General features: G+C 66.3%; 18 protein-coding genes. 12 read left to right on the top strand and 6 right to left on the bottom strand.

Annotation, left to right across the window (positions count from 1 at the left end; translation table 11 throughout):
* Positions 1-68: 68 nt before the first annotated feature.
* Positions 69-1,016, bottom strand: coding sequence for a phosphoribosylglycinamide formyltransferase (gene purN, locus EBMC1_RS13455; protein WP_003047853.1), 948 nt, complete (start codon positions 1,014-1,016; stop codon positions 69-71).
* A 153-nt stretch (positions 1,017-1,169) separates the two neighbouring features.
* Positions 1,170-2,276: a phosphoribosylformylglycinamidine cyclo-ligase gene (purM, locus tag EBMC1_RS13450; protein ID WP_003047851.1), complete on the bottom strand. Its 1,107-nt coding sequence runs from the start codon at positions 2,274-2,276 to the stop codon at positions 1,170-1,172.
* 211 nt (positions 2,277-2,487) lie between these two features.
* Here purM and EBMC1_RS13445 point away from each other — a divergent pair, with 211 nt between their 5' ends.
* From EBMC1_RS13445 to EBMC1_RS13430, 4 genes are read left to right on the top strand one after another with little or no spacing between them, the layout of a single operon-like run.
* Positions 2,488-3,759 (top strand): hypothetical protein, encoded by a 1,272-nt coding sequence (locus tag EBMC1_RS13445; RefSeq protein WP_003047848.1) that lies wholly within the window; start codon positions 2,488-2,490, stop codon positions 3,757-3,759.
* A complete protein-coding gene (locus EBMC1_RS13440) occupies positions 3,759-4,415 on the top strand; it encodes an HdaA/DnaA family protein (RefSeq protein ID WP_003047844.1) in 657 nt (218 codons plus the stop codon). The genes EBMC1_RS13445 and EBMC1_RS13440 overlap by 1 nt, the downstream gene beginning before the upstream one ends.
* On the top strand, positions 4,406-6,577 hold the full coding sequence (locus EBMC1_RS13435; protein WP_003047842.1) for an RNA degradosome polyphosphate kinase: 2,172 nt from the start codon (positions 4,406-4,408) through the stop codon (positions 6,575-6,577). Before EBMC1_RS13440 ends, EBMC1_RS13435 begins: the two co-directional genes overlap by 10 nt.
* Before the next feature lie 3 nt (positions 6,578-6,580).
* On the top strand, positions 6,581-8,065 hold the full coding sequence (locus EBMC1_RS13430) for a Ppx/GppA family phosphatase (RefSeq protein WP_003047839.1): 1,485 nt from the start codon (positions 6,581-6,583) through the stop codon (positions 8,063-8,065).
* Between the two features lie 24 nt (positions 8,066-8,089).
* Here the strand turns inward: EBMC1_RS13430 and rnd are convergent, their stop codons facing one another.
* On the bottom strand, positions 8,090-9,283 hold the full coding sequence (gene rnd / locus EBMC1_RS13425; protein ID WP_003047837.1) for a ribonuclease D: 1,194 nt from the start codon (positions 9,281-9,283) through the stop codon (positions 8,090-8,092).
* 192 nt (positions 9,284-9,475) lie between these two features.
* On the opposite strand from rnd, the gene aspS reads away from it, so the two are divergent.
* The 5 genes from aspS (at position 9,476) to EBMC1_RS13400 (ending at position 14,600) form a co-directional block, all read left to right on the top strand.
* Positions 9,476-11,266 carry an aspartate--tRNA ligase gene (aspS, locus tag EBMC1_RS13420; RefSeq protein ID WP_003047834.1) on the top strand — a complete coding sequence of 597 codons (1,791 nt, stop codon included), beginning with the start codon at positions 9,476-9,478 and terminating at the stop codon, positions 11,264-11,266.
* Between the two features lie 4 nt (positions 11,267-11,270).
* Positions 11,271-12,140 carry an alpha/beta fold hydrolase gene (locus EBMC1_RS13415; protein ID WP_003047831.1) on the top strand — a complete coding sequence of 290 codons (870 nt, stop codon included), beginning with the start codon at positions 11,271-11,273 and terminating at the stop codon, positions 12,138-12,140.
* A gap of 61 nt (positions 12,141-12,201) precedes the next feature.
* Positions 12,202-13,143, top strand: coding sequence for a hypothetical protein (locus EBMC1_RS13410; RefSeq protein ID WP_156001255.1), 942 nt, complete (start codon positions 12,202-12,204; stop codon positions 13,141-13,143).
* Between the two features lie 81 nt (positions 13,144-13,224).
* On the top strand, positions 13,225-14,010 hold the full coding sequence (locus EBMC1_RS13405; RefSeq protein WP_003047825.1) for a polyphosphate kinase 2 family protein: 786 nt from the start codon (positions 13,225-13,227) through the stop codon (positions 14,008-14,010).
* A 53-nt stretch (positions 14,011-14,063) separates the two neighbouring features.
* Complete coding sequence (locus tag EBMC1_RS13400; RefSeq protein ID WP_040590347.1) at positions 14,064-14,600, top strand: DnaJ domain-containing protein; 537 nt, start codon at positions 14,064-14,066, stop codon at positions 14,598-14,600.
* A 169-nt stretch (positions 14,601-14,769) separates the two neighbouring features.
* Here the strand turns inward: EBMC1_RS13400 and rnhA are convergent, their stop codons facing one another.
* Genes rnhA through ispH form a run of 3 tightly spaced genes read right to left on the bottom strand, consistent with a single transcriptional unit; the run spans position 14,770 to position 17,161 of the window.
* Positions 14,770-15,216 carry a ribonuclease HI gene (gene rnhA, locus EBMC1_RS13395; RefSeq protein ID WP_003047820.1) on the bottom strand — a complete coding sequence of 149 codons (447 nt, stop codon included), beginning with the start codon at positions 15,214-15,216 and terminating at the stop codon, positions 14,770-14,772.
* An 8-nt stretch (positions 15,217-15,224) separates the two neighbouring features.
* The gene (gene thrB / locus EBMC1_RS13390; RefSeq protein WP_003047817.1) at positions 15,225-16,187 is read right to left on the bottom strand and encodes a homoserine kinase; all 963 of its coding nucleotides are present in this window, start codon (positions 16,185-16,187) and stop codon (positions 15,225-15,227) included.
* Positions 16,187-17,161 carry a 4-hydroxy-3-methylbut-2-enyl diphosphate reductase gene (gene ispH / locus EBMC1_RS13385; RefSeq protein ID WP_003047811.1) on the bottom strand — a complete coding sequence of 325 codons (975 nt, stop codon included), beginning with the start codon at positions 17,159-17,161 and terminating at the stop codon, positions 16,187-16,189. Before ispH ends, thrB begins: the two co-directional genes overlap by 1 nt.
* A gap of 146 nt (positions 17,162-17,307) precedes the next feature.
* On the opposite strand from ispH, the gene EBMC1_RS13380 reads away from it, so the two are divergent.
* From EBMC1_RS13380 to EBMC1_RS13370, 3 genes are all read left to right on the top strand, one after another.
* Positions 17,308-17,979 (top strand): hypothetical protein, encoded by a 672-nt coding sequence (locus EBMC1_RS13380; RefSeq protein ID WP_003047809.1) that lies wholly within the window; start codon positions 17,308-17,310, stop codon positions 17,977-17,979.
* Positions 17,980-18,118: 139 nt separating this feature from the next.
* Positions 18,119-19,846 (top strand): arginine--tRNA ligase, encoded by a 1,728-nt coding sequence (argS, locus tag EBMC1_RS13375; protein WP_003047806.1) that lies wholly within the window; start codon positions 18,119-18,121, stop codon positions 19,844-19,846.
* Positions 19,846-20,619, top strand: coding sequence for an SPOR domain-containing protein (locus EBMC1_RS13370; RefSeq protein ID WP_003047804.1), 774 nt, complete (start codon positions 19,846-19,848; stop codon positions 20,617-20,619). The genes argS and EBMC1_RS13370 overlap by 1 nt, the downstream gene beginning before the upstream one ends.
* Position 20,620 lies beyond the last annotated feature (1 nt).

Raw genomic sequence — 20,620 nt, 5'->3', positions numbered from 1 at the left:
GGCAATCCAGAGTGCGCGTGAACCGCTCTGGATTGCTTCGCTCCGCTCGCAATGACGCGGGTGGCGACTTAAAAGTCCTCGGCTGCCGCCATCAGCCCCGCGAGCTTTTTCGGCGCGATCGCCAGCCAGCTCTTGCGGAGCCAGTCGCCGATCGCATCCCAGTCGGTGTCGCCAAGGTCCAGCCGGATGCCGACCCAGTCGTCGCCGAAATAGGCGGGGCGGTAATAGCGTTCTTCGTCGAGCTCGATGAGTTGCGCCTGCTCGTCGGCGCCGCTGATTTTCACCAGCAGCGCGGTCTTGCCGTCGCCATGATGATCGTGGGTGAAATAGGCGAATTTCTTGCCCTTCACGATCCCGAAGCAGGGCATGCCGTGCGACGTCACTTCGTCGGCTTCGGGCAGCGCCATCGCCAGCGCGCGGACGCGGCCAAGCAGCCAGTCGGGCGCGCGTTCGCGTGTCACGAAGGCGGCGAGCGCGGCGGGGTAAAGCTGATGCTCGGCAAAACGGACGCGTTCTGCCAAGGTTTCGGCGGTGTCGCCGGGCACGATCGCGACCGGGGTCTGCGCCAGCACCGGCCCATCGTCGAGTGCGGGCGTGACGACATGGACGCTGCACCCGCCGAAACGGTCGCCGGCGTCGATCGCGCGCTGATGGGTGTCGAGCCCCTTGTAGAGCGGCAGCAGACTGGGGTGGATGTTGAGCATCCGGTCGGTCCAGCCGGCGACGAAATCGTCGCTGAGGATGCGCATATAGCCCGCAAGCGCGACATAGTCGGCGCCCGCGGCGCGCAGCCGTTCGTCGACCAGCGTGTCGAAAGCGGCGCGCGTCATTCCCTTGTGCGATTGCGCCCAGGTCGCGATGCCTTCGGCGGCGGCGAGCGCGAGGCCCGGGGCGGCGGGATTGTTGCTGGCGACCAGCACGAGTTCATAAGGGCAGTCGGCGGCCTTCGCGGCATAGAGCAGCGCCGCCATATTGGTCCCGGCGCCCGAGATCAGGACGGCGACGCGGGCTTTCATGCCGATCCTCCACGGAACGGGGAGGGGGACCATGCGAAGCATGGTGGAGGGGCACAAGCGGCGTCGTGCGGTGTCTTGAGGATGGATGGCACCGCATGTGCCCCTCCACCCCCCGCGACACGGGCGGTCCCCCTCCCCCTGTGGGGGAGGATATTATGCATTATGCGTCGCGCTCCACGCCGCCCGGGCGCTCCACGTTTCGGCGCCGCCGCTGACGGTGCAACCCTTGTCGCCCGCCGCGATATGCCCGATCCGGTGCACCGTCTCGCCCGCCGCTTCGAGCGCCGCTGTCACATCGGCGACGTCCGCCTCCGCTACGACGACCGCCATGCCGATCCCGCAATTGAAGGTGCGCGCCATTTCTTCGGGCTCGATATTGCCCTGCGCCTGCAGGAACGCCATCAGCCGCGGCTGATCCCAGGCATCGGCGTCGATGTGCGCGTGGAGCGTTTTGGGCAGCACGCGCGGAATATTTTCGAGCAGGCCGCCGCCGGTGATGTGCGCGAGCGCATGGACCTTGCCGGTCTTCACGAGCGGCAGGAGGCTTTTCACATAGATGCGCGTCGGCGCCATCAGCGCGTCGATCAGCAGGACGGTCTGATCGAACAGCGCCGGGCGGTCGAGCTTCCAGCCCTTGTCGGCGGCGAGGCGGCGCACGAGCGAAAAGCCGTTCGAATGCACCCCCGACGAAGCGAGGCCGAGGATCACGTCGCCCGCCGCGACCTTGTCGGCGGTGATTACGTGGTCGCGCTCGACCGCGCCGACGCAAAAGCCCGCAAGATCATAGTCGCCGTCCGAATACATCCCCGGCATCTCTGCGGTCTCGCCGCCGATCAGCGCGCAGCCCGCCTGTTTGCAGCCTTCGGCGATGCTGGCGACGACTTCGGTCGCTTGCGTCTGGTCGAGTTTTCCGGTCGCATAATAGTCGAGGAAAAACAGCGGCTCGGCGCCCTGCACGATGAGGTCGTTGGCGCACATGGCAACGAGGTCGATCCCGACCCCGTCATGCTTGCCCGATTCGATCGCGAGCTTCAGCTTGGTGCCGACGCCGTCGTTCGCCGCGACGAGCAGCGGATCGTTGAACCCCGCCGCTTTCAGGTCGAAAAAGCCGCCGAAGCCGCCGAGGTCGGCATCGGCGCCGGGGCGGCGTGTCGCGCGGGCGAGCGGGGCGATGGCACGGACCAGCGCATTGCCTGTCTCGATCGATACGCCGGCCTGCGCATATGTATAAGGGGCGGGTTGGTTATGCTTGGAATCCATGGCCCGCGCGACTAACGCTTCCGGCCGACAAATGCCATGATTTCCTTGTCGGTGACCTCGACTTTCGCGTAGGGCATGCAGGAATCGTCATCCCGGCGAAAGCTGGGATCTCGCCGGGGCATTATGGCACGAGGTCGAGATTCCGGCTTTCGCCGGAATGACGGACAGAGTGATGGTTGCATCTTGGTTGGGAACAAAGCGTAAGAACCCTATGACTTCGGCCGCTTTCCCCCGTTCGACTCCCGGTTTCCCGCTCCGCTCGTTCGGGCCTCGCGATCGGCGCTGGGCGGCGCTGTTCGGGCTGTTCCTGGCGGTTCTGATCGCGGGCCTCGTCCAGGGGCAGATCGCGCATGGCGACCGCGGCATCACGCCGATCAACAGCAGCGGCGATTTTCTGGCGAGCGGCATCGCGATCGACGTCACCGGCGACAATCCGGAGGATGCGCGCGAAAAGGGCTGGCGCGAGGCGCAGCGCAAGGGGTGGCAGCAACTCTATCGCAAGACCAACGGCAGCGACGGTCCGGCGCTGTCCGATTCGGTGCTGGACGGCATCGTCACCGCGATCGTGGTGGAAAAGGAACAGGTCGGGCCGCGCCGCTATGTCGCGACGCTTGGCGTCCAGTTCGACCGCGTCCGCGCCGGGCAGATACTGGGCGTCAGCGGCCGCACCCTGCGTTCGCCGCCGCTGCTGGTGATTCCCGTCTATTCGATCGACGGCATTCAGCAGGTGTTCGAACAGCGTAGCGCGTGGCAGCGCGCCTGGGCCGAATATAACACCGGGCAGAGCGCGATCGACTATGTCCGCACCGCGGGCACCGGCGCCGACACGTTGCTGCTCAATCCGGGGCAGACCGGACGGCGCGGCCGCGTCTGGTGGCGCGTCATCCTCGACCAATATGGCGCCGCCGACGTGCTGATCCCGATCGCGCGGGTCGAATACAGCTATCCCGGCGGACCGGTTGCCGGCCATTTCGCCGCGCGCTACAGCCCCGACAACCGTCTGATCGGCGCCTTCACGATGACCGCGCCCAACGCCGCCGCAATTCCCGACATGATGGAAAAGGCGGTGGCACGGATGGATGCGCTCTACACGCAGGCGCTCGCCGCGGGACAGCTGCGCACCGACGCCTATCTCGTGCTCGAAAAGCCGGTCGAGAAGGAGGATCTGCCCGAAGATGTGGCGACCGACGACACGGTGGTGGCCGGCGAGACCGACACCAGCCTGCCGACGACGGCGCCTGCGGGGCTGCAGACCTTCACGGTCCAATATGCATCACCCGACGTCGAATCGGTTTCGGCGACCGAACGCGCCGTGGGCGGCATTTCGGGGGTCCAGTCGGCAGCGACGAGCAGCCTCGCGCTCGGCGGCATGTCGGTGATGCGCGTCACCTTCCGCGGCGACGTCGGCGCGCTGAAGGCGGCGCTCGCGGCGCGCGGTTTCAAGGTGCAGGAAGGCGGCGGCCAGCTCAGGATCAGTCGCTGATGCCCCGCGGTTCGGGACAGATCGCGCTGCCGCTCGACTGGAGCGCCGGCGGCGCCAACGACGGTCCGCTGATCGTCGGGACGAGCAACGCCGACGCGGTGCGCTATCTGCGCCATGTCGCGACCTGGCCGGTGCGCACCGCGGTGCTGACCGGGCCGCGCGGATCGGGGCGCAGCCTGATGGGGCGGCTGTTCGCGCGCGAATCGGGCGGGCGCGTGATCGACGGTCATGCCAGCGTGTCCGAAGAGGAGATTTTCCACGCCTGGAACGCGGCGCAGGCGTCGGGAACGCCCCTGCTCATCATTGCCGATGCGCCGCCGTCCGAATGGGCGATCGCGCTTCCCGACCTCGCTTCGCGGTTGCGCGCAGTGCCGGTGCTGACGATCGGCGAGCCCGACGATTGCCTGGCGCGCGACCTGATCGACGCACTTTTTGCCCAGCGCGGGATGGCGATTTCGCCCGACGTCGCCGCCTATGTCGTGCCGCGGATGGAGCGCAGCTATGCGATGATCCACCGCGTCGTCGCGGCGCTCGACGCCGCATCGCTCGAAAAAGGGCGCGCCATTAGCATTCGTCTTACGCGTGAAACATTACTGTCACAGGGGCTCATCGATCCCGATTTGCTCGAAAGGCAGGAAACAGGCACATGTCGATAACCGGTCAGCCCCTTCGCGCCGATAATGATCCGGTGGTTCCGGGCTTCGACAAGACGAACCCCGACCGCTTTTTCAACCGCGAACTGTCGTGGCTCGCCTTCAACCGGCGGGTGATGGAGGAGGCGCGCAATCCGGCGCATCCCTTGCTCGAGCGGCTGCGCTTCCTGTCGATTTCGGGGAGCAATCTCGACGAATTCTTCATGGTCCGCGTCGCCGGCCTGAAGGGGCAGCAGCTTCAGGGGATCGACGATCCGTCGGCCGACGGTCGCTCACCGGGGCAGCAGCTCGCCGAGATTGAGGCCGAGGTGAACCGGCTCGTCGACGAACAGCAGAGCGAGTGGCAGAAGCTGCACGGTCTGCTCGCCGAACAAGGGGTCATCGTTCACGGCGCCGGGTCGGAGCGCGAGCGGCTGCGCGCTTCGCTCCGCCAATATTTCAGCGAACAGATATTCCCGATCCTGACGCCGCAGGTGCTCGATCCTGCGCACCCCTTTCCCTTCATCCTCAACCGCGGCCTTGGCGTGATCTTCGATCTCCAGCGCCAGGCGACGGGCGACACGGTGCGCGAACTGGTGATGATCCCCGCTTCGCTGCCGCGACTGGTGCCGGTACCGGGCGAAGCGACGAGCTTCGTGCCGATCGAATATCTGGTCGAACTGTTCGCCGACCTGATTTTCCCCGGCTATACGAGCCGCTCGATTGGCGTGTTCCGCATCATCCGCGACAGCGACATCGAAATCGAGGAAGAGGCCGAGGATCTGGTGCGGCTGTTCCGCACCGCGATCCGCCGCCGCCGGCGCGGACGGGTGATTCTGCTCGAACTCGAGGCCGACATGCCGGCCGAACTGGCCGCAGTGCTCAATGCCGATATTCAGGGGCATGAGGCGATCGTCGCGAAGATCGGCGGTTTCGTGGGGCTCGCGGCGCTGTCTGCGCTGGTCGATGTCGATCGCCCCGACCTGAAATTCCCGGCCTATTCGCCGCGTTTTCCGGAACGCATCCGCGAACATGGCGGCGATTGTTTCGCGGCGATCCGGTCCAAGGACATCGTCGTCCATCACCCCTATGAAAGCTTCGACGTCGTCGTGTCCTTTCTGCGGCAGGCAGCCGCCGATCCCGATGTCGTCGCGATCAAGCAGACGCTCTATCGTGCCGGCAACCAGTCGCCCGTCATCCGCGCGCTGATCGAGGCGGCGGAGGCGGGCAAGTCGGTGACAGCGGTTGTCGAACTCAAGGCGCGCTTCGACGAGGAGCAGAATCTGCTCTGGGCGAACCAGCTCGAACGCGCTGGGGTGCAGGTCGTCTACGGTTTCATCGAGTGGAAAACGCACGCCAAAATCTCGATGGTCGTGCGCCGCGAGGGGCAGGGGTATCGGACCTATTGCCACTTCGGTACAGGCAATTACCACCCGATCACCGCGCGCATCTATACCGACCTCAGCTTCTTCACCGCCGATCCGCGCGCGGGGCGCGATGCTGCGCAACTGTTCAACTATATCACCGGTTATGTCGAGCCCGAGCGGCTCGAGCTGGTGACGATGTCGCCGCTCAACATGCGCGCGCATCTGTGCGAGCTTGTCGATGCCGAGATTGCGGCGGCGCGAGCGGGATTGCCGTCGGGGCTGTGGGCCAAGATGAACAGCCTCGTCGACCCCGGCATCATCGACAAGCTTTACGAGGCGAGCGCGGCGGGGGTGCCGATCGAGCTGATCGTGCGCGGCATCTGTTGCCTGCGTCCCGGCGTTCCCGGCCTGTCGGAGACGATCCGCGTCAAATCGGTCGTCGGCCGCTTCCTCGAACATAGCCGCATCTGGGCCTTCGCCAACGGATCGCGCCTGCCGCACCAGCGCGCCAAGCTTTATATCTCGAGCGCCGACTGGATGCCGCGCAACTTCGACCGCCGCGTCGAATATATGATCCCGATCGAGAACCCGACCGTCCACGACCAGATATTGGATCAGGTGCTCGTCGCCAATCTGATCGACAATGAACAAAGCTGGGTGCTGCAGGCCGACGGCACCTATGTGCGCGTCGATCCGGGCGACAAGCCGTTTAACCTGCACCATTATTTCATGAACAACCCGTCGCTTTCGGGGCGCGGGACCGCGCTGCACAAGCGGCAGGATGTGCCGACCCTCGATTTCAACATGCGCGAAGACTGACACTTGCCGATCGCCCGTTCCAACAGACTGACCGCCCATCGTTCCGCCGTCATCGATATCGGGTCCAACTCGGTCCGCCTCGTCGTCTATGAAGGGCCGCCGCGCGCGCCCGCGGTGATCTTCAACGAAAAGGTGCCGGCCGGGCTGGGCCGCGGGCTCGCGATCGACAATCGCATCGCGCCCGAAGATGCCGAACGCGGGCTGATCGCGCTGCGCCGCTACGCGCTGCTCGCGCGGCACATGGAGGTGAAGGACCTGCAATGCGTCGCGACCGCGGCGGTGCGCGATGCAGAGAACGGCCCCGATTTCATCGCCGGTGCTGCCGATGCGGGATTGAAGATCCGCCTGCTATCGGGCGAAGAAGAGGCCGAAGCGGCGGGCTGCGGCGTCATCTCGGCAATCCCCGACGCGCACGGCATCGCGGTCGACCTGGGCGGCGGTAGCCTTGAGCTGGCCGAAGTGTCGGGCGGCACCGTCGGGCGGCGCGTGTCCTTCCCGCTCGGCGTGCTGCGCCTGCCCGCGCTGCGCAAGCAGGGGCAGCAGGTTTTCGAGCGATCGGTGCGCAAGATGCTCAAGGGCGCGGGCTGGCCGGACAATATGACCGGGCTGCCGCTCTATCTTGTCGGTGGATCATGGCGCGCACTGTCGCGTCTCGACATCGAACTGACGCAGGACCCGCTGCCGGTGCTCGACCATCATGTAATGCCGCGCGCCGCGCTGCGCCGGCTGCTACGCGCGACAAAGCGGATGAGTTTCGAGGAGTTGCGCGCGATTCCGGGCATGGCGTCGAACCGCGCTGCAACGCTCCCCGATGCCGCGGCGCTGCTCGCGGCGCTGGTCAATATCATCGATGTGCCCGAGATGACCGTCTCCTCATCGGGACTGCGCGAAGGGCTGCTCTATCAGGCGCTCGACCCCGCGACCCGGGCGCAGGATCCGCTGATCGTCGCGGCGGAGTTCGAGGGGCGGCGACTTGCTCGCTTCGCCCCGCACGGCCGCGCGATCGCCGAGTGGATCGCGCCGCTGTTCGCCAATGAGGAGGCGAGCGACAGCCGCATCCGGCTCGCCGCCAGCCTGCTCAGTGATGTCGCCTGGTCGGCCAACCCCGATTTCCGCGCCGAACGCGGGACCGAGATCGGACTGCACGGCAACTGGCGCAGCATCGACATTCCCGGCCGCATCCTGCTCGCGCGCGCATTGCACGCCGGGTTCGGCGGCGCCGACGTCGATTTTCCCGCTATGACCAGCCTCGTTCCGGCGGACCGCATCGACCGGGCGCGGCAGTGGGGGCTTGCGATCCGGCTGGCGCAGCGGCTCACCGGGGGGGTCGAGGCGCCGCTCAAGGCGAGCGCCATCGCACTCGACGACGGCAAGCTGCGGCTCAGCCTCGATCCCGGCTGGCATCATCTGGCGGGCGAATCGGTCGACCGGCGCCTGCGCGCGCTGGCGCAGGCGTTCGGGGTCAAGCCGGAGCTGGTGCTGCTCTAAGCGGGGCAGCGAGGGAGCGCGCCCTCAGGCGTCGGTTTCGGCCGGGGCGGGGGCTTCGATCTCGCTCATGACCAGCTTGCCGTTCTTGACCGCAAAGCCGACGCGGCCTTCGACAAGGTCGAGCGCGGCGTGGCCGAACACGTCGTAACGCCAGCCCCGCATCATCGGGATATCGTCGCGGCGCCCGGCCGCGAGCGCTTCGAGATCGTCGCTGCGCGCAATCAGCCGCGCCGCGGCATTGAGTTCGCGCGAGCGGATCTTGAGCAGCAGCTTGAGCAGGTCCGCGACGAGCGCGCCTTCCTTGCCCAGCCCCGGACCGCGCGGGGCGCGGTCGGGCATGTCGTCCTTGGGCAGCGGCTTGGCGTTCGCGAGCGCGTCCATCAGCCGCCCGCCGATGTCGTTTGACCGCCATGTCGCCGACAGGCCGCGCACGCTGCCGAGGCCGTCCTGACTTTTCGGCGGGTGCGCGGCGAGGTCGGCGAGCGTCTCATCCTTGACGATGCGTCCGCGCGGCAGATTCTTGTTGCGCGCCTCGCGCTCGCGCCATGCGGCGAGAGCCTTGAGCCGGCCGAGCGCATCGGGCTTGCGCGACGGCACCTTGATCCGCTGCCACGCCTTTTCGGGGTCGATCGCATAGTTGGACGGATCGGCGAGCTTTTCCATTTCCTCGTCGAGCCAGTGGCCGCGGCCCGTCTTGATGAGCTTTTTGAGCATCATCGGGAAAATCTTGGCCAGATGGGTGACGTCGCCGATCGCATAGTCGATCTGCCGCTTGTCGAGCGGCCGGCGGCTCCAGTCGGTAAAGCGCGCGCCCTTGTCGAGCTGCAGACCGAGCCACGCCTCGACGAGATTCGAATAGCCGACCTGTTCGGCCTGACCGAGCGCCATCTGGCCGATCTGGGTGTCGAAGATCGGGTGCGGCGTCTTACCGGTCAGGTTGAAGATGATTTCGACATCCTGCCCGCCCGCGTGAAAGACCTTGAGCACCTCCTCATTGTCGACGAGCAGGTCGAGCAGCGGGGCGAGGTCGATGCCCGGCGCCATCGGGTCGATGGCGGCGGCGTGGTGCGCGTCGGCCACCTGGATCAGGCAGAGTTCGGGCCAGAAGGTGTTTTCGCGCATGAATTCGGTGTCGACGGCGATGAAGTCGCTGCCCTTGATCAGGTCGACAAACTGGTGAAGCGCTTCGCTGGACTCGATTAACGGATGAATTTGCATGGGGAGCCTATACAGCGCCCGCAGCATAATCGTCAGGAAAATTTACCGCTGTTCATCGCAGGGACATGGGCGGCGCCGTTCGGGGCGAATCGCGGGTCCACCCTTGACAAAAGCCCCCGCGACCTGCCTTAGGCGCGGCCATATCGGCGCGTTTTCCGGCGCGCCTCCCCGGACATTTGAAAGACGAACATAATGCACGCCTATCGTACCCACACTTGCGCCGACCTTCGCGCCGCCAACGTCGGCGAGGAAGTCCGTCTTTCGGGCTGGGTGCACCGGACGCGCGAGCATGCCAATGTGCTCTTCGTCGATCTTCGCGACCATTATGGCATCACCCAGATCGTCGTGGAGACGGGTTCGGACCTGTATCCGACGGTCAACGGTGTCGGCCCCGAATCCGTCCTGACCTTCACGGGCAAGGTCGCCGCCCGGTCGCCCGAGACGCTGAACCCCAAGCTTGCGACCGGCGAGATCGAAATCTATCCGAGCGCGGTGACGGTGCAGTCGGCCGCCGACCGCCTGCCGCTGCCGGTGTTCGGCGACGCCGAATATCCCGAGGAAATCCGCCTTACCAACCGCTTCCTCGATCTCCGCCGCGAACGCTTGCACAAGAATATCGTGCTGCGCTCGAACGTCATTTCGTCGCTGCGCCGCCGGATGATCGATCAGGGCTTCACCGAGTTCCAGACGCCAATCCTTACCGCGAGCAGCCCCGAGGGCGCGCGCGACTATCTGGTCCCCAGCCGCGTCCACCCCGGCAAATTCTACGCGCTGCCGCAGGCGCCGCAGATGTTCAAGCAGCTGCTGATGGTTGCGGGCTTCGATCGCTATTTCCAGATCGCACCCTGTTTTCGCGACGAGGATGCGCGCGCCGACCGTTCGCCGGGTGAATTCTACCAGCTCGATTTCGAAATGAGCTTCGTCACGCAGGACGACGTCTTCAACGCCATCGAACCCGTGCTGCACGGCGTGTTCGAGGAGTTCGCCGATTTCGACGGCAAGGGACGCACCGTGTCGCCGCTGCCGTTCAAGCGCATTCCCTACCGCGAATCGATGCTGAAATATGGCAGCGACAAGCCCGACCTGCGCAACCCGCTGCTCGTCCATGACGTGGGCGATTTCTTCAAGGGCTCGGGCTTTGGCCGCTTCGCCTCGATGGTCGAGGAAGGGCAGGTTGTCCGCGCCGTCGCCGCGCCCGAAACGCACGAGAAGAGCCGCAAATTCTTCGACGAAATGAACAGCTGGGCGCAGTCCGAGGGTTTTCCGGGGCTCGGCTATGCGACGCAGAAGGACGGCGTGTTCGGCGGCCCGATCGCCAACAACCACGGCCAGGAAGGCATGCAGGCGATCGCCAACGCTATGGGCCTCGGTCCGAACGACGGCATCTTTTTTGCCGCGGGCATCGAAGCCAAGGCGGCGAAGCTCGCCGGTCTTGCGCGTACCCGCGTCGCCGAACAGCTCGACCTCATCGACAAGAGCCGCTTCGAATTCTGCTGGATCGTCGACTTCCCGATGTTCGAGGCCGACGAAGAAACCGGCAAGATCGATTTCAGCCACAATCCCTTCTCGATGCCGCAGGGCGAGATGGAGGCGCTGGAAACCAAGGATCCGCTCGACATCCTCGCCTATCAATATGACATCGTCTGCAACGGCGTCGAACTGTCGTCGGGGGCGATCCGGAACCACCGCCCCGATATCATGTACAAGGCGTTCGAGATTGCGGGCTACAGCCAGCAGGATGTCGACACCAATTTCGCGGGTATGATCAACGCCTTCAAGTTCGGTGCGCCTCCGCATGGCGGTTCGGCGCCGGGCGTCGACCGCATCGTGATGCTGCTCGCCGACGAACCGAACATCCGTGAGGTGATCGTCTTCCCGATGACGCAGAAGGCCGAGGACCTGATGATGGGCGCGCCGGCGCCGGTCAGCGACAAGCAGCTCAAGGAACTGCATATCCGCCTAGTGGACGGTCCCAAGAGCTGATCCGATGAACGGGCCGCGCGAACACCGGCTCGCTACGCCGGAAGGCGACATCTGCTGGTTCGAATGGGGTGAGCCGGGGGCGGGGCCCTCGCTGCTCCTCCTCCACGCGACGGGTTTTCATGCGCGGCTGTGGGATCAGGTCGTCGCGGCGCTGCCCGCGGACACGCACGTCATCGCGCCCGACCATCGCGGGCATGGGCGCAGCTTTCGCCCCGCGACGCTCGCCGATTGGGGGGCGACTGGCGACGCGCTGTTGCCGCTCGTCGATCGCTTTGCCGGAACGCCGCTGATCGGGTGCGGGCACAGCATGGGCGGCCATGCGCTGACCCGCCTGTCGGCGCAGCGGCGCGATGCCTTTCGCCACCTCGTCCTGATCGATCCGGTCATCATGGCGCCCGACCTTTATACGGGCCAGGATGCGCTGCCGATCCCCGATCCCGCGGAGCATCCCGTGGCGCGTCGGCGCAACGATTGGGACAGCGTGGAACAGATGCGCGCGCGCTTCGCCGACCGTCCGCCCTATGCGCACTGGCAGTCGGCGGTGCTGGACGATTATTGCCGCTATGGCCTGCTGCCCGCGTCCGGAGGGACGGGGCTGGAGCTGGCTTGTCCGCCGCGGCTGGAGGCGTCGGTCTATCAGAATGCGCTGCGCATCGACCCCTATCGCTGGCTATCGGGGCTGGCGGCGCCGGTGACGCTGATCCGCGCGCCGAGCGGCGAACGCGGCGGTTCGATGGACTTTTCGCAAAGCCCCACCTGGCCGGGGCTCGGCGCGCATATCGGCGCGGTGCGCGACGAGCGCTGGGACGACCATAGCCATTTCATCCCGATGGAAAACCCGGCGCGCGTCGCCGCGCTGCTCGCCGCGTTTTGACAAGGTGGCAGGGCTGCGATAGCTCCGCGCATCGGCAGGTTTGACGCGCAAGGGGGCGAAGATGCGACGTTGGCGAATGGCACTGGTGGCGCTGCTGTTCGGGTTCGCGATGCCGGCGGCGGCGGAGACTTTGACGATTGCCGCGAACGATCCGCCCGAGCGCGCGAACGTCAATGATCTGGTTCGCATCGCGGTCGATCGCTTCGAAGGCGAGGACGGGGCCGAACTTGCGCAGGGCATCGAAGCCGCGCTCGGAACCGTTCGGTTCGGTAATCGACCCTATTTCCGGATGATCGGCCTCGAAACCGGGGCGGCCTATGACGCGATCGTCACCGGTTCGGCGAAGACCGCGCTCAGCGAAAGCAATGTGACGGAAAAGCGCAAGCGCTGCGTCGAGAAGGATCCCGCGAACAAGGACAAGTGCCTGAAGGAGAACGAGGTCGATATTCGCTGTCGCAGGCGGATCGTCACCGTATCGAGCACCGTGCGGCTCGCGGCTGTCGCCGATGGCAGCGTTCGCTATTCGCGTCCGCTCGTCACGCGCGACGAGCAAAATATCTGCCCCGACAGGCAGGCCAGCCGGACCATCGAGGATTTTGTCGCGGAAGCGTTGAGAGGGCAGGTCGACACCATTCGCGGCGATGTGGCGCCTCGCGCTTACACGATCGACGTTCGTGTCGATGAAAATCGCAAGGGGCTCGACAAGCCGGTGGCCGAGGCGTTCAAGGCTGCGGTACGGCAGACCAAGACCGATCCCGCCGGCGCGTGCGATGCCTGGGCGGCGATGACGCGCGATGCCGAGCCGACCGCCGCGCTCGCTTTCAACCTGGGCCTGTGCGCCGAGCAAAGGCACGATTTTGCCGCCGCTGGCGACTGGTACGGGCAAGCGCAGCGGCTGGGTTCGAAGAGCCGCGATATCCCCGCGGCGTTAGAACGCATGGCGCGCACGCAAAGGACGCTCGCCGACTGGGAGGCGCGCCAGCGATTGATGGACGGCAACTGACGCCGGATGGAATGTTCCATAAGCTGACAGTCCGCATCGACCGCTTGGTGTGCGAGCGGCAAATGCGCTACGAGGTCGCCCATGACCATCTCTCTCGCCGACTATGAAGCCGGTACCAAATATGACGGCGATTATGCCAAGGATCTGGCGGCGCTGCAGGCGCGGCTTGAAAATGTCCAGGCGGCGCACATCACCCATGGGCAGCGCAGCATCATCATGCTCGAAGGCTGGGACGCGGCGGGGAAGGGCGGGATCATACAGCGCCTGACCGCGCAGCTCGATCCGCGCTATTTCGAGGTCTGGCCGATCGGCGCCCCCACCGACGAGGAAAAGGCGCGTCATTTCCTGTGGCGTTTCTGGACGCGCCTGCCCGGCAATTGCGACATCTCGATCTTTGACAGGAGCTGGTACGGCCGCGTCCTTGTCGAGCGGGTCGAGGGGTTCGCGACCGAGGCCGAATGGCGCAAGGGCTATGACGAGATCAACGAGTTCGAGGCGCAGTTGACCGGGAGCCGCACCAATCTGGTCAAGCTGTTCGTCCATGTGACGCAGGCCGAGCAGGACAAGCGCCTTGCCGACCGCCTCGACGATCCGTGGAAACGCTGGAAAACCGGGGCCGAGGATTATCGCAACCGCGCGCACCGCGGCGCCTATCTGGACGCGATGCACGACATGTTCGCGCACACCGATACGCGCTGGGCGCCGTGGAGGGTTATCGACGGCAACAACAAGAAGGCGGCGCGGATCGCTGCGCTGTCGCATGTTGCGGCCACGCTGGAGGCGGCGGTTCCGATGACCCCGCCCGACCGCGATCCCGCGGTCGTGAAGCTGGCGCAAAAGGCGTTCGGATATAAACCGAAGACTTAGGATTTTGGCCCGCTCGGGTAGCAATCGCCGTTGCGAGCCGCTACATGGTCCCGATGAGCCGCGCCAAGAGATCCGACGATTGGGGTTTCCCCCGCTGGCGCGCCTATGGGCAGGGCCGCGAGGCGCAAAAGGTTCGTCTGTGCGACCGTCATGGTTGCGACGCCCCCGGACAATGCCCCGCACCCAAATCGCCCAACAGTCCTGAACGCTGGTATTTCTGCGAAGCCCATGCCGCTGAATATAATCGCGGCTGGGACTATTTCGCGGGCCTGAGCGCCGAGGATGCCGCGGCGCGCGCCGCGGAGGAGGCGCAGGGCGCACGCAGCTACGCCCGCGCACAGCATTATGGCTGGGGCGGCCCCGGCGACGGCAGTCGCAGCGCGGACGAGATGCGCGCGCTGGAGGTGTTCGGGCTCGACAGCGACGCCGACTTCGACGCGGCCAAAAAGGCCTGGCGCGCCTATGCCAAGGAATGCCACCCCGACGTCAAGCCCGGCGACGCCGACGCCGCCAAACGCTTCGCGGCCGGGCAGGCGGCGTTCGAGGTGCTTAAGCAGGCCGAAGACCGCAAGAGCTGGAAGCCGGCCTGAGCGCGCTTTGCGGGCAAAGGCGGCGGGCGATGCGGAGGTGTTCGGGGCCGACCGGTGTCGGACTTATCCTTCGTCGTCATCCCGGACTTGATCCGGGATGACGAAGGGATGTTATGGCCTAAGCATCCCACGCCAGCCGCCAAAGCCGCATCGCGTCCGCCCGTGCCGCCTAACGTTTTATCGCCAATGCGGCGTCGCTCGCGAGTTTGTCGGCGAGTTCGTTGTCACCGTGGCCGGCGTGGCCCTTGACCCACAGCCATTCGATCTCGTGCCGTGCGGCCTCGCGCACCAGGCGTTGCCACAGGTCGGCGTTGGCGACAGGCTTTTTCGCGGCGGTTTTCCAGCCGTTGCGCTGCCACCCATGGACCCATTTGGTGATGCCGTCGCGGACATAGACGCTGTCGGTCGACAGTTCGACCTTGCACGGGCGCTTGAGCGCGGCGAGCGCCTCGATCGCGGCGAGCAACTCCATGCGGTTGTTGGTGGTATCCGCCTCGCCGCCCGACAGCGTCTTGACGACATCGCCCCAGCGCAGCACCGCGCCCCAGCCGCCGGGGCCGGGATTGCCCTTGCACGCGCCGTCGGTCGCGACGATTACGGTATGGCCCTTGCCCATTGCAGCGCTCATCCCGCGCGGAACAGATCGGCGGCGTCGGCGGCCTGGTAGCGGCGCAGGCGTTCGAGGAAGGGCGCGGGATTCTTGCGCGTGACCAGCGCATCAGCGGGGGTGTGGATCCAATCGTGCGCGCGGGTGAGCAGAAAGCGCAGCGCAGCGCCGCGTGCGAGCAGCGGCAGCGCGGCGACTTCGTCCGCGCTCAGATCGATTTCCGACGCATAGCCGCGCATCAGCGCCGATGCGCGCGCGCCGTCGCAGGTCCGGCCGTCGTCGGAAAAGGTCCAGGAGGCATGGGTGACCGCGAGGTCATAGGCCCGAAAATCGGTCGCCGCGAAATAGAAATCGATGAGGCCGGTGACGCGGTCGCCGAGCATCAGCACATTGTCGGGGAACAGGTCCGCGTGGATGACGTGGCGCGGCAGGTCCGTCGGCCAGCGATCGTCAAGAAAGGCCAGTTCGGCATCGACGATCGCCTGCAACCCCGGAAGCACGGTGTCGAGGTCGCCCGCAGCGGTGGCGACGCTGCGCCAATGCGCGCAGCCCATGCTGTTTTCGCGGGCGCCGGAAAAATCCTCGACCGCCTTGTGCATCGCGCCGAGCGCGGCACCCGCAGCGGCGCATTGCGCGGGGGTCGGATGCGTCAGCGAAATGCCCGCGAGAAACTGGATGATGCAGGCGGGGCGCCCCGAAATCTGCTGGATCGCGCGGCCGTCGTGGTCGCGGATCATCGCCGGCACCGGGCAACCCCGCCGCGCGAGATGGCCGAGCAGATCGACAAAGAAGGGCAGGTCGCCCTCCTGCACCCGCTTTTCGTACAGCGTCAGGATGAAGCGCCCGCCGGTCGTTTCGAGCAGGAAGTTGCTGTTTTCGACGCCCTCGGCAATGCCCTTGCACGACAGCACCGTGCCGATGTCGTAACGGCCGACCAGCGCGGCGAGATCGTCGGGGTCGACCGCGGTATAGACGGCCATCAGGCGGCCGCCGGCTCGAGGCCGCGGGGGAGCTTGAAGGTCATATGCTCCTCGGCCGTGACGACGACGTCCTCGACGATCGCGCGATGCGCCGCGACCGCGTCGATCACCTCGCGCACCAGCGTTTCTGGCGCACTGGCTCCGGCGGTAATGCCAAGCGTCGCGATCCCGGCCAGCCATGCCGGATCGACGTCGGTGCCGCGCTGGACGAGATGGGCAGGGGTGCCGAGCCGTTCCGCGACTTCGACGAGACGCAGGCTGTTCGAGCTGTTGGGCGCGCCGATGACGATGACGCGGTCGCACTGCCCGGCTATTGCTTTCACTGCTTCCTGCCGGTTCGACGTGGCATAGCAGATATCCTCGCCGCGCGGCCCCTGGATGGAGGGGAAGCGATGCTGCAGCGCCGCCACAATGTCGCGCGTGTCGTCGACCGACAATGTGGTCTGGGTCAGGAAGGCGAGATTGTCGGGATCGGCGGGCGACAGCGCGGCGACATCGTCGACCGATTCGACCAGCGTCATCGCGCCATCGGGCAATTGGCCGAGCGTACCGATGACTTCGGGGTGGCCGGCGTGGCCGATGAAGATGATGTGACGGCCCTGTTCGTTGGCGCGCTCGGCCTGTTTGTGGACCTTGGAGACCAGCGGACAGGTCGCGTCGATGTAGTCGAGCCCGCGCGCTTCGGCCTTGGCCGGAACCGCCTTTGGAACGCCGTGCGCACTGAACACGACCGGAACGCCGTCGGGCACCTGATCGAGCGATTCGACGAAAATCGCCCCCTTCGCCTTCAGCGATTCAACGACATAGCGGTTATGGACGATCTCGTGCCGGACATAGACGGGCGCGCCATAACGCTCGATCGCCAGCTCGACGATGCGGATCGCCCGGTCGACGCCGGCGCAAAAGCCGCGTGGGGCGGCCACCAAAACCTTGAGTTCCGGGGCTTCGGCGGCGGATTGCGTAAGATCTGTCATGACCCGCGCGCTCTAGCGCAGCGGCCGTGACAAGGTAAAGCCGCTTCGTCCATGTTGCGCCTTGTTCATCGCACCGATAAGAAGCGGCGCGCATGGAGCGGTGACGTTCGTCCTCCGCGGCCCGCGCCTGATTGGAAAGCTATATCATGATGCCCAGTTTCGTCCCGCCCCGTAAATCAATCGCCATGCTGTGCGGCGCGGCCGCCATGGTCATGGTCGCGGGGTGCGCGAAAGACAATGATATCGACCTGTCGTCGGGCGTCGGCATCACCGCGACGCGCAGCGCTTGTCCGGCGGTTGCCGTGCCGCTGCACACCGGCGACATCACGCTGTTCGATCCGGCGACGAGCCGCGATGCGAGCGCGGTCGACGTCGTTGCGACGATCACCCATGTTGTGCCGCAGTGCAACGATCAGGCCGAGAAAGTCTATCAGCTTGCCGATTTCGACGTCGTGGCGACGCGCCGCGATGCCGGCCCGGCCCGGACGGTCGAGCTTCCCTATTTCGCCACCGTCGTCCAGGGCGGCACCGCCGTCGTCGCCAAGCGGCTCGGCACCGTCACCGTCTCCTTCCCCGAAGGTCAGACGCGCGGTAGCGGCCATGCCCAGGCGGCCGCCTATGTCGACCGCGCCGCCGCGACGCTGCCCGCCGATGTGCAGGAGCGCATCAACCGCAAGCGCCGCGCGGGCGACGCCGACGCCGCGATCGACCCGCTGAGCATCCCCGAAGTGCGCGCCGCGGTGCAGCGCGCGAGCTTCGAACTGCTCGTCGGCTTTCAGCTGACGCAGGAACAGCTCGAATATAACGTCCGACGATAGGCGTCGCGGCGGCGCGCCCGTGCGCGCCGTTCGCATCCGGTTCGCCCTGCGCCGCCATCCGGGCGACGCGGGGCTTTTCGTGCCTGCCAAGCTGCGGTAGGGCGCCGACCGACCTTTTGACCGAAGATTGACCTGACCCATGACCCTGTTCAGCCGTTTTTCCGCCCATATCGATACCGCTCTGGATGCGCTTGTCGCGCGCGAGGCGCTGCCCGCCGGGCTCGATCGCGGCGCGATCAGCGTCGAACCGCCGCGCGACCCGGCGCATGGCGATGTCGCGACCAATGCCGCAATGGTGCTCGCCAAGCCCGCGGGGACGAACCCGCGCGCGCTCGCCGAATTGCTCGTCGGCGAACTGACGGCGATCGACGAGGTGACCGAAGCGAGCGTCGCCGGGCCGGGCTTCATCAACCTGCGCGTCGCCGATAATAGCTGGCGCGACGAACTGGCGCTGATCCATGCCGAGGCGGACGACTATGGCCGCTCGGCGATGGGCGCCGCGCGGCGCGTCAATGTCGAATATGTGTCGGCGAACCCGACCGGCCCGATGCACGTCGGCCATTGCCGCGGCGCGGTGGTGGGCGACGCACTGGCGGCGCTGCTCGAATATTCGGGGCACAAGGTCACGCGCGAATATTATGTCAATGACGCTGGCGCGCAGGTCGATGTGCTCGCGCGCTCGGTCCACATGCGCTACCGCGAGGCGCTGGGCGAAGATATCGGCGCGATCCCAGAGGGGCTCTACCCCGGCGATTACCTGAAGCCCGTCGCTGAAAAGCTCGCCGCCGAATATGGCGACCGCTATGTCGGCGCGCCCGAAAGCGCGTGGCTCGGCCTGTTCCGCGCCGAGGCGGTGAGCGCGATGATGGACATGATCCGCGCCGACCTCGCCAAGCTGGGCATCCATCATGATCTCTTCTCGTCGGAGGCCGAGCTGCAGGCCGAGGGCAAGCCCGCCGCCGCCGAAAAATGGTTGCGCGAGCATGATCTGGTCTATGACGGTGTGCTCGAAGCGCCGAAGGGCGAGACGCCCGAGGATTGGGAGCCGGTTGAACTGCCGCTGTTCCGCTCGACCAAATTCGGCGACGATCAGGACCGGCCGATCAAGAAATCGGACGGGAGCTGGACCTATTTCGGCGCCGACCTCGCCTATCATTATCAGAAGGCGCAGGACGCCGACGAGCTGATCGACATCTGGGGCGCCGACCATGCGGGGACGGTCAAGCGGATCAAGGCGGCGGTCGCGGCGCTGACCGGCGGCGCCAAGAAGTTCGACGTCAAGCTGGTCCAGATGGTCCGGCTGCTCAAGAATGGCGAGCCGTTCAAGATGTCGAAGCGTGCCGGCAATTTCGTCACGCTCGCCGACATCGTCGACGAGGTCGGCAAGGATGCGGTGCGCTTCACCATGCTGACGCGCAAGGCCGACGCGCAGATGGATTTCGACTTTGCCAAGGTGGTCGAGGCGTCGCGCGACAATCCGGTCTTCTATGTTCAATATGCACACGCGCGTATCGCGTCGCTGAAGCGCAAGCTCGCCGATGCGGGTATCGATGCGGCGACGCCCGACATCGCGCGGCTCGATGCCTATGAGCTGGGGCTGGTCAAGTTGCTCGCGCAGTTCCCGCGCACGGTCGAGGCGGCGGCGACGGCGCGCGAGCCGCATCGCATCGCTTTCTATCTGGGCGACGTTGCCGCCGCTTTTCATGCGTGGTGGAACATGGGCAATGATCGGCCCGACGCCCGTATCATTTTGGCAAATGACGCCGAACTGACCGCAACCCGCCTTTATTTGGCCGATGGAATCGGGCAGGTTATCCGCAACGGGCTGCACCTGATGGGGGTGGAGGCGCTCGAGGAGATGGCGTGATGGCGACGGATGCGGGATTGGGGCTGGAGGACGAGGATCGCCTGCCGTGGCTGGAACCCGCCGAAGGTTTCGAGGATGATGCCGAAGTTTCGCCCGCACGCCTGCTCATCATGGTGCTCGGCGGCTTGCTGCTGATCGGGGCGGTGCTCGGCGGGCTGTGGTGGGTCCAGAACGGCGGCGCGCGCGGGCAGGGCGAGCTGATCGTCGCCGACAAGGGCGACTACAAAGTGCCGCCAAAGACCGACGGCGCCAAGACGTTCGAGGGTGAGGGCGCAGCGAGCTTTGCCGCGAGCGAAGGATTGACCCCCGGGGGCAAGGTCGATCCGACCCGTATGCCCGAGGAGCCCGCGGTGACACCCGCCGAACGCGACGCGATGGCGCAGGCCGAGGCCGCGAAGGCGCAGGCCGACAAGGCCGCCGCTGCAAAGGCTGAAGCGGCGCGGATCGCGGCCGCGGACAAGGGCAAGCCCAAGCCCGCGGCGATGTCGGTCAAGACCGGCGAAGCGACAGGCGCGCAGGCCGAGGCCGCTGGCGCCGCGACCGGACTGGTCCAGCTCGGCGCGTTCAGCAGCGAGGCGGCGGCGAACAAGGCGTGGGGCAATTTGAGCAAGCGCTTTGCCTATCTGTCCGAATTGAACCGGTTCGTTTCGCCGGTGAAGACCGGGAGCGGCACCGTCTACCGTCTGCGCGTGGCGACGGGAACGGCGGCTAACGCATCGAATTTGTGCGGGAAATTGCGCGTCGCGGGCGAAAATTGCGTCGTCGTTCGCTGAT

Origin of the sequence: Sphingopyxis sp. MC1 (assembly GCF_000371385.1) — a bacterium.
In the GTDB taxonomy this organism is placed as follows: domain Bacteria; phylum Pseudomonadota; class Alphaproteobacteria; order Sphingomonadales; family Sphingomonadaceae; genus Sphingopyxis; species Sphingopyxis terrae.
Note: the sequence above shows the minus strand (reverse complement) of the source record. Positions and strands in the feature narration are given on the sequence as shown.

What these genes read in the sequence shown, in the direction of transcription:
- EBMC1_RS13400 (WP_040590347.1), top strand. Translation starts at nt 14,064, where the DNA reads ATGAGCCGCGCCAAGAGATCCGACGATTGGGGTTTCCCCCGCTGGCGC.
- ispH (WP_003047811.1), bottom strand. Translation starts at nt 17,161, where the DNA reads ATGACAGATCTTACGCAATCCGCCGCCGAAGCCCCGGAACTCAAGGTT.
- rnd (WP_003047837.1), bottom strand. Translation starts at nt 9,283, where the DNA reads ATGCAAATTCATCCGTTAATCGAGTCCAGCGAAGCGCTTCACCAGTTT.
- EBMC1_RS13440 (WP_003047844.1), top strand. Translation starts at nt 3,759, where the DNA reads ATGCCCCGCGGTTCGGGACAGATCGCGCTGCCGCTCGACTGGAGCGCC.
- EBMC1_RS13380 (WP_003047809.1), top strand. Translation starts at nt 17,308, where the DNA reads ATGATGCCCAGTTTCGTCCCGCCCCGTAAATCAATCGCCATGCTGTGC.
- EBMC1_RS13415 (WP_003047831.1), top strand. Translation starts at nt 11,271, where the DNA reads ATGAACGGGCCGCGCGAACACCGGCTCGCTACGCCGGAAGGCGACATC.
- aspS (WP_003047834.1), top strand. Translation starts at nt 9,476, where the DNA reads ATGCACGCCTATCGTACCCACACTTGCGCCGACCTTCGCGCCGCCAAC.
- argS (WP_003047806.1), top strand. Translation starts at nt 18,119, where the DNA reads ATGACCCTGTTCAGCCGTTTTTCCGCCCATATCGATACCGCTCTGGAT.
- EBMC1_RS13410 (WP_156001255.1), top strand. Translation starts at nt 12,202, where the DNA reads ATGCGACGTTGGCGAATGGCACTGGTGGCGCTGCTGTTCGGGTTCGCG.
- thrB (WP_003047817.1), bottom strand. Translation starts at nt 16,187, where the DNA reads ATGGCCGTCTATACCGCGGTCGACCCCGACGATCTCGCCGCGCTGGTC.
- purN (WP_003047853.1), bottom strand. Translation starts at nt 1,016, where the DNA reads ATGAAAGCCCGCGTCGCCGTCCTGATCTCGGGCGCCGGGACCAATATG.
- EBMC1_RS13370 (WP_003047804.1), top strand. Translation starts at nt 19,846, where the DNA reads ATGGCGACGGATGCGGGATTGGGGCTGGAGGACGAGGATCGCCTGCCG.
- EBMC1_RS13445 (WP_003047848.1), top strand. Translation starts at nt 2,488, where the DNA reads ATGACTTCGGCCGCTTTCCCCCGTTCGACTCCCGGTTTCCCGCTCCGC.
- purM (WP_003047851.1), bottom strand. Translation starts at nt 2,276, where the DNA reads ATGGATTCCAAGCATAACCAACCCGCCCCTTATACATATGCGCAGGCC.
- EBMC1_RS13405 (WP_003047825.1), top strand. Translation starts at nt 13,225, where the DNA reads ATGACCATCTCTCTCGCCGACTATGAAGCCGGTACCAAATATGACGGC.
- EBMC1_RS13435 (WP_003047842.1), top strand. Translation starts at nt 4,406, where the DNA reads ATGTCGATAACCGGTCAGCCCCTTCGCGCCGATAATGATCCGGTGGTT.
- rnhA (WP_003047820.1), bottom strand. Translation starts at nt 15,216, where the DNA reads ATGGGCAAGGGCCATACCGTAATCGTCGCGACCGACGGCGCGTGCAAG.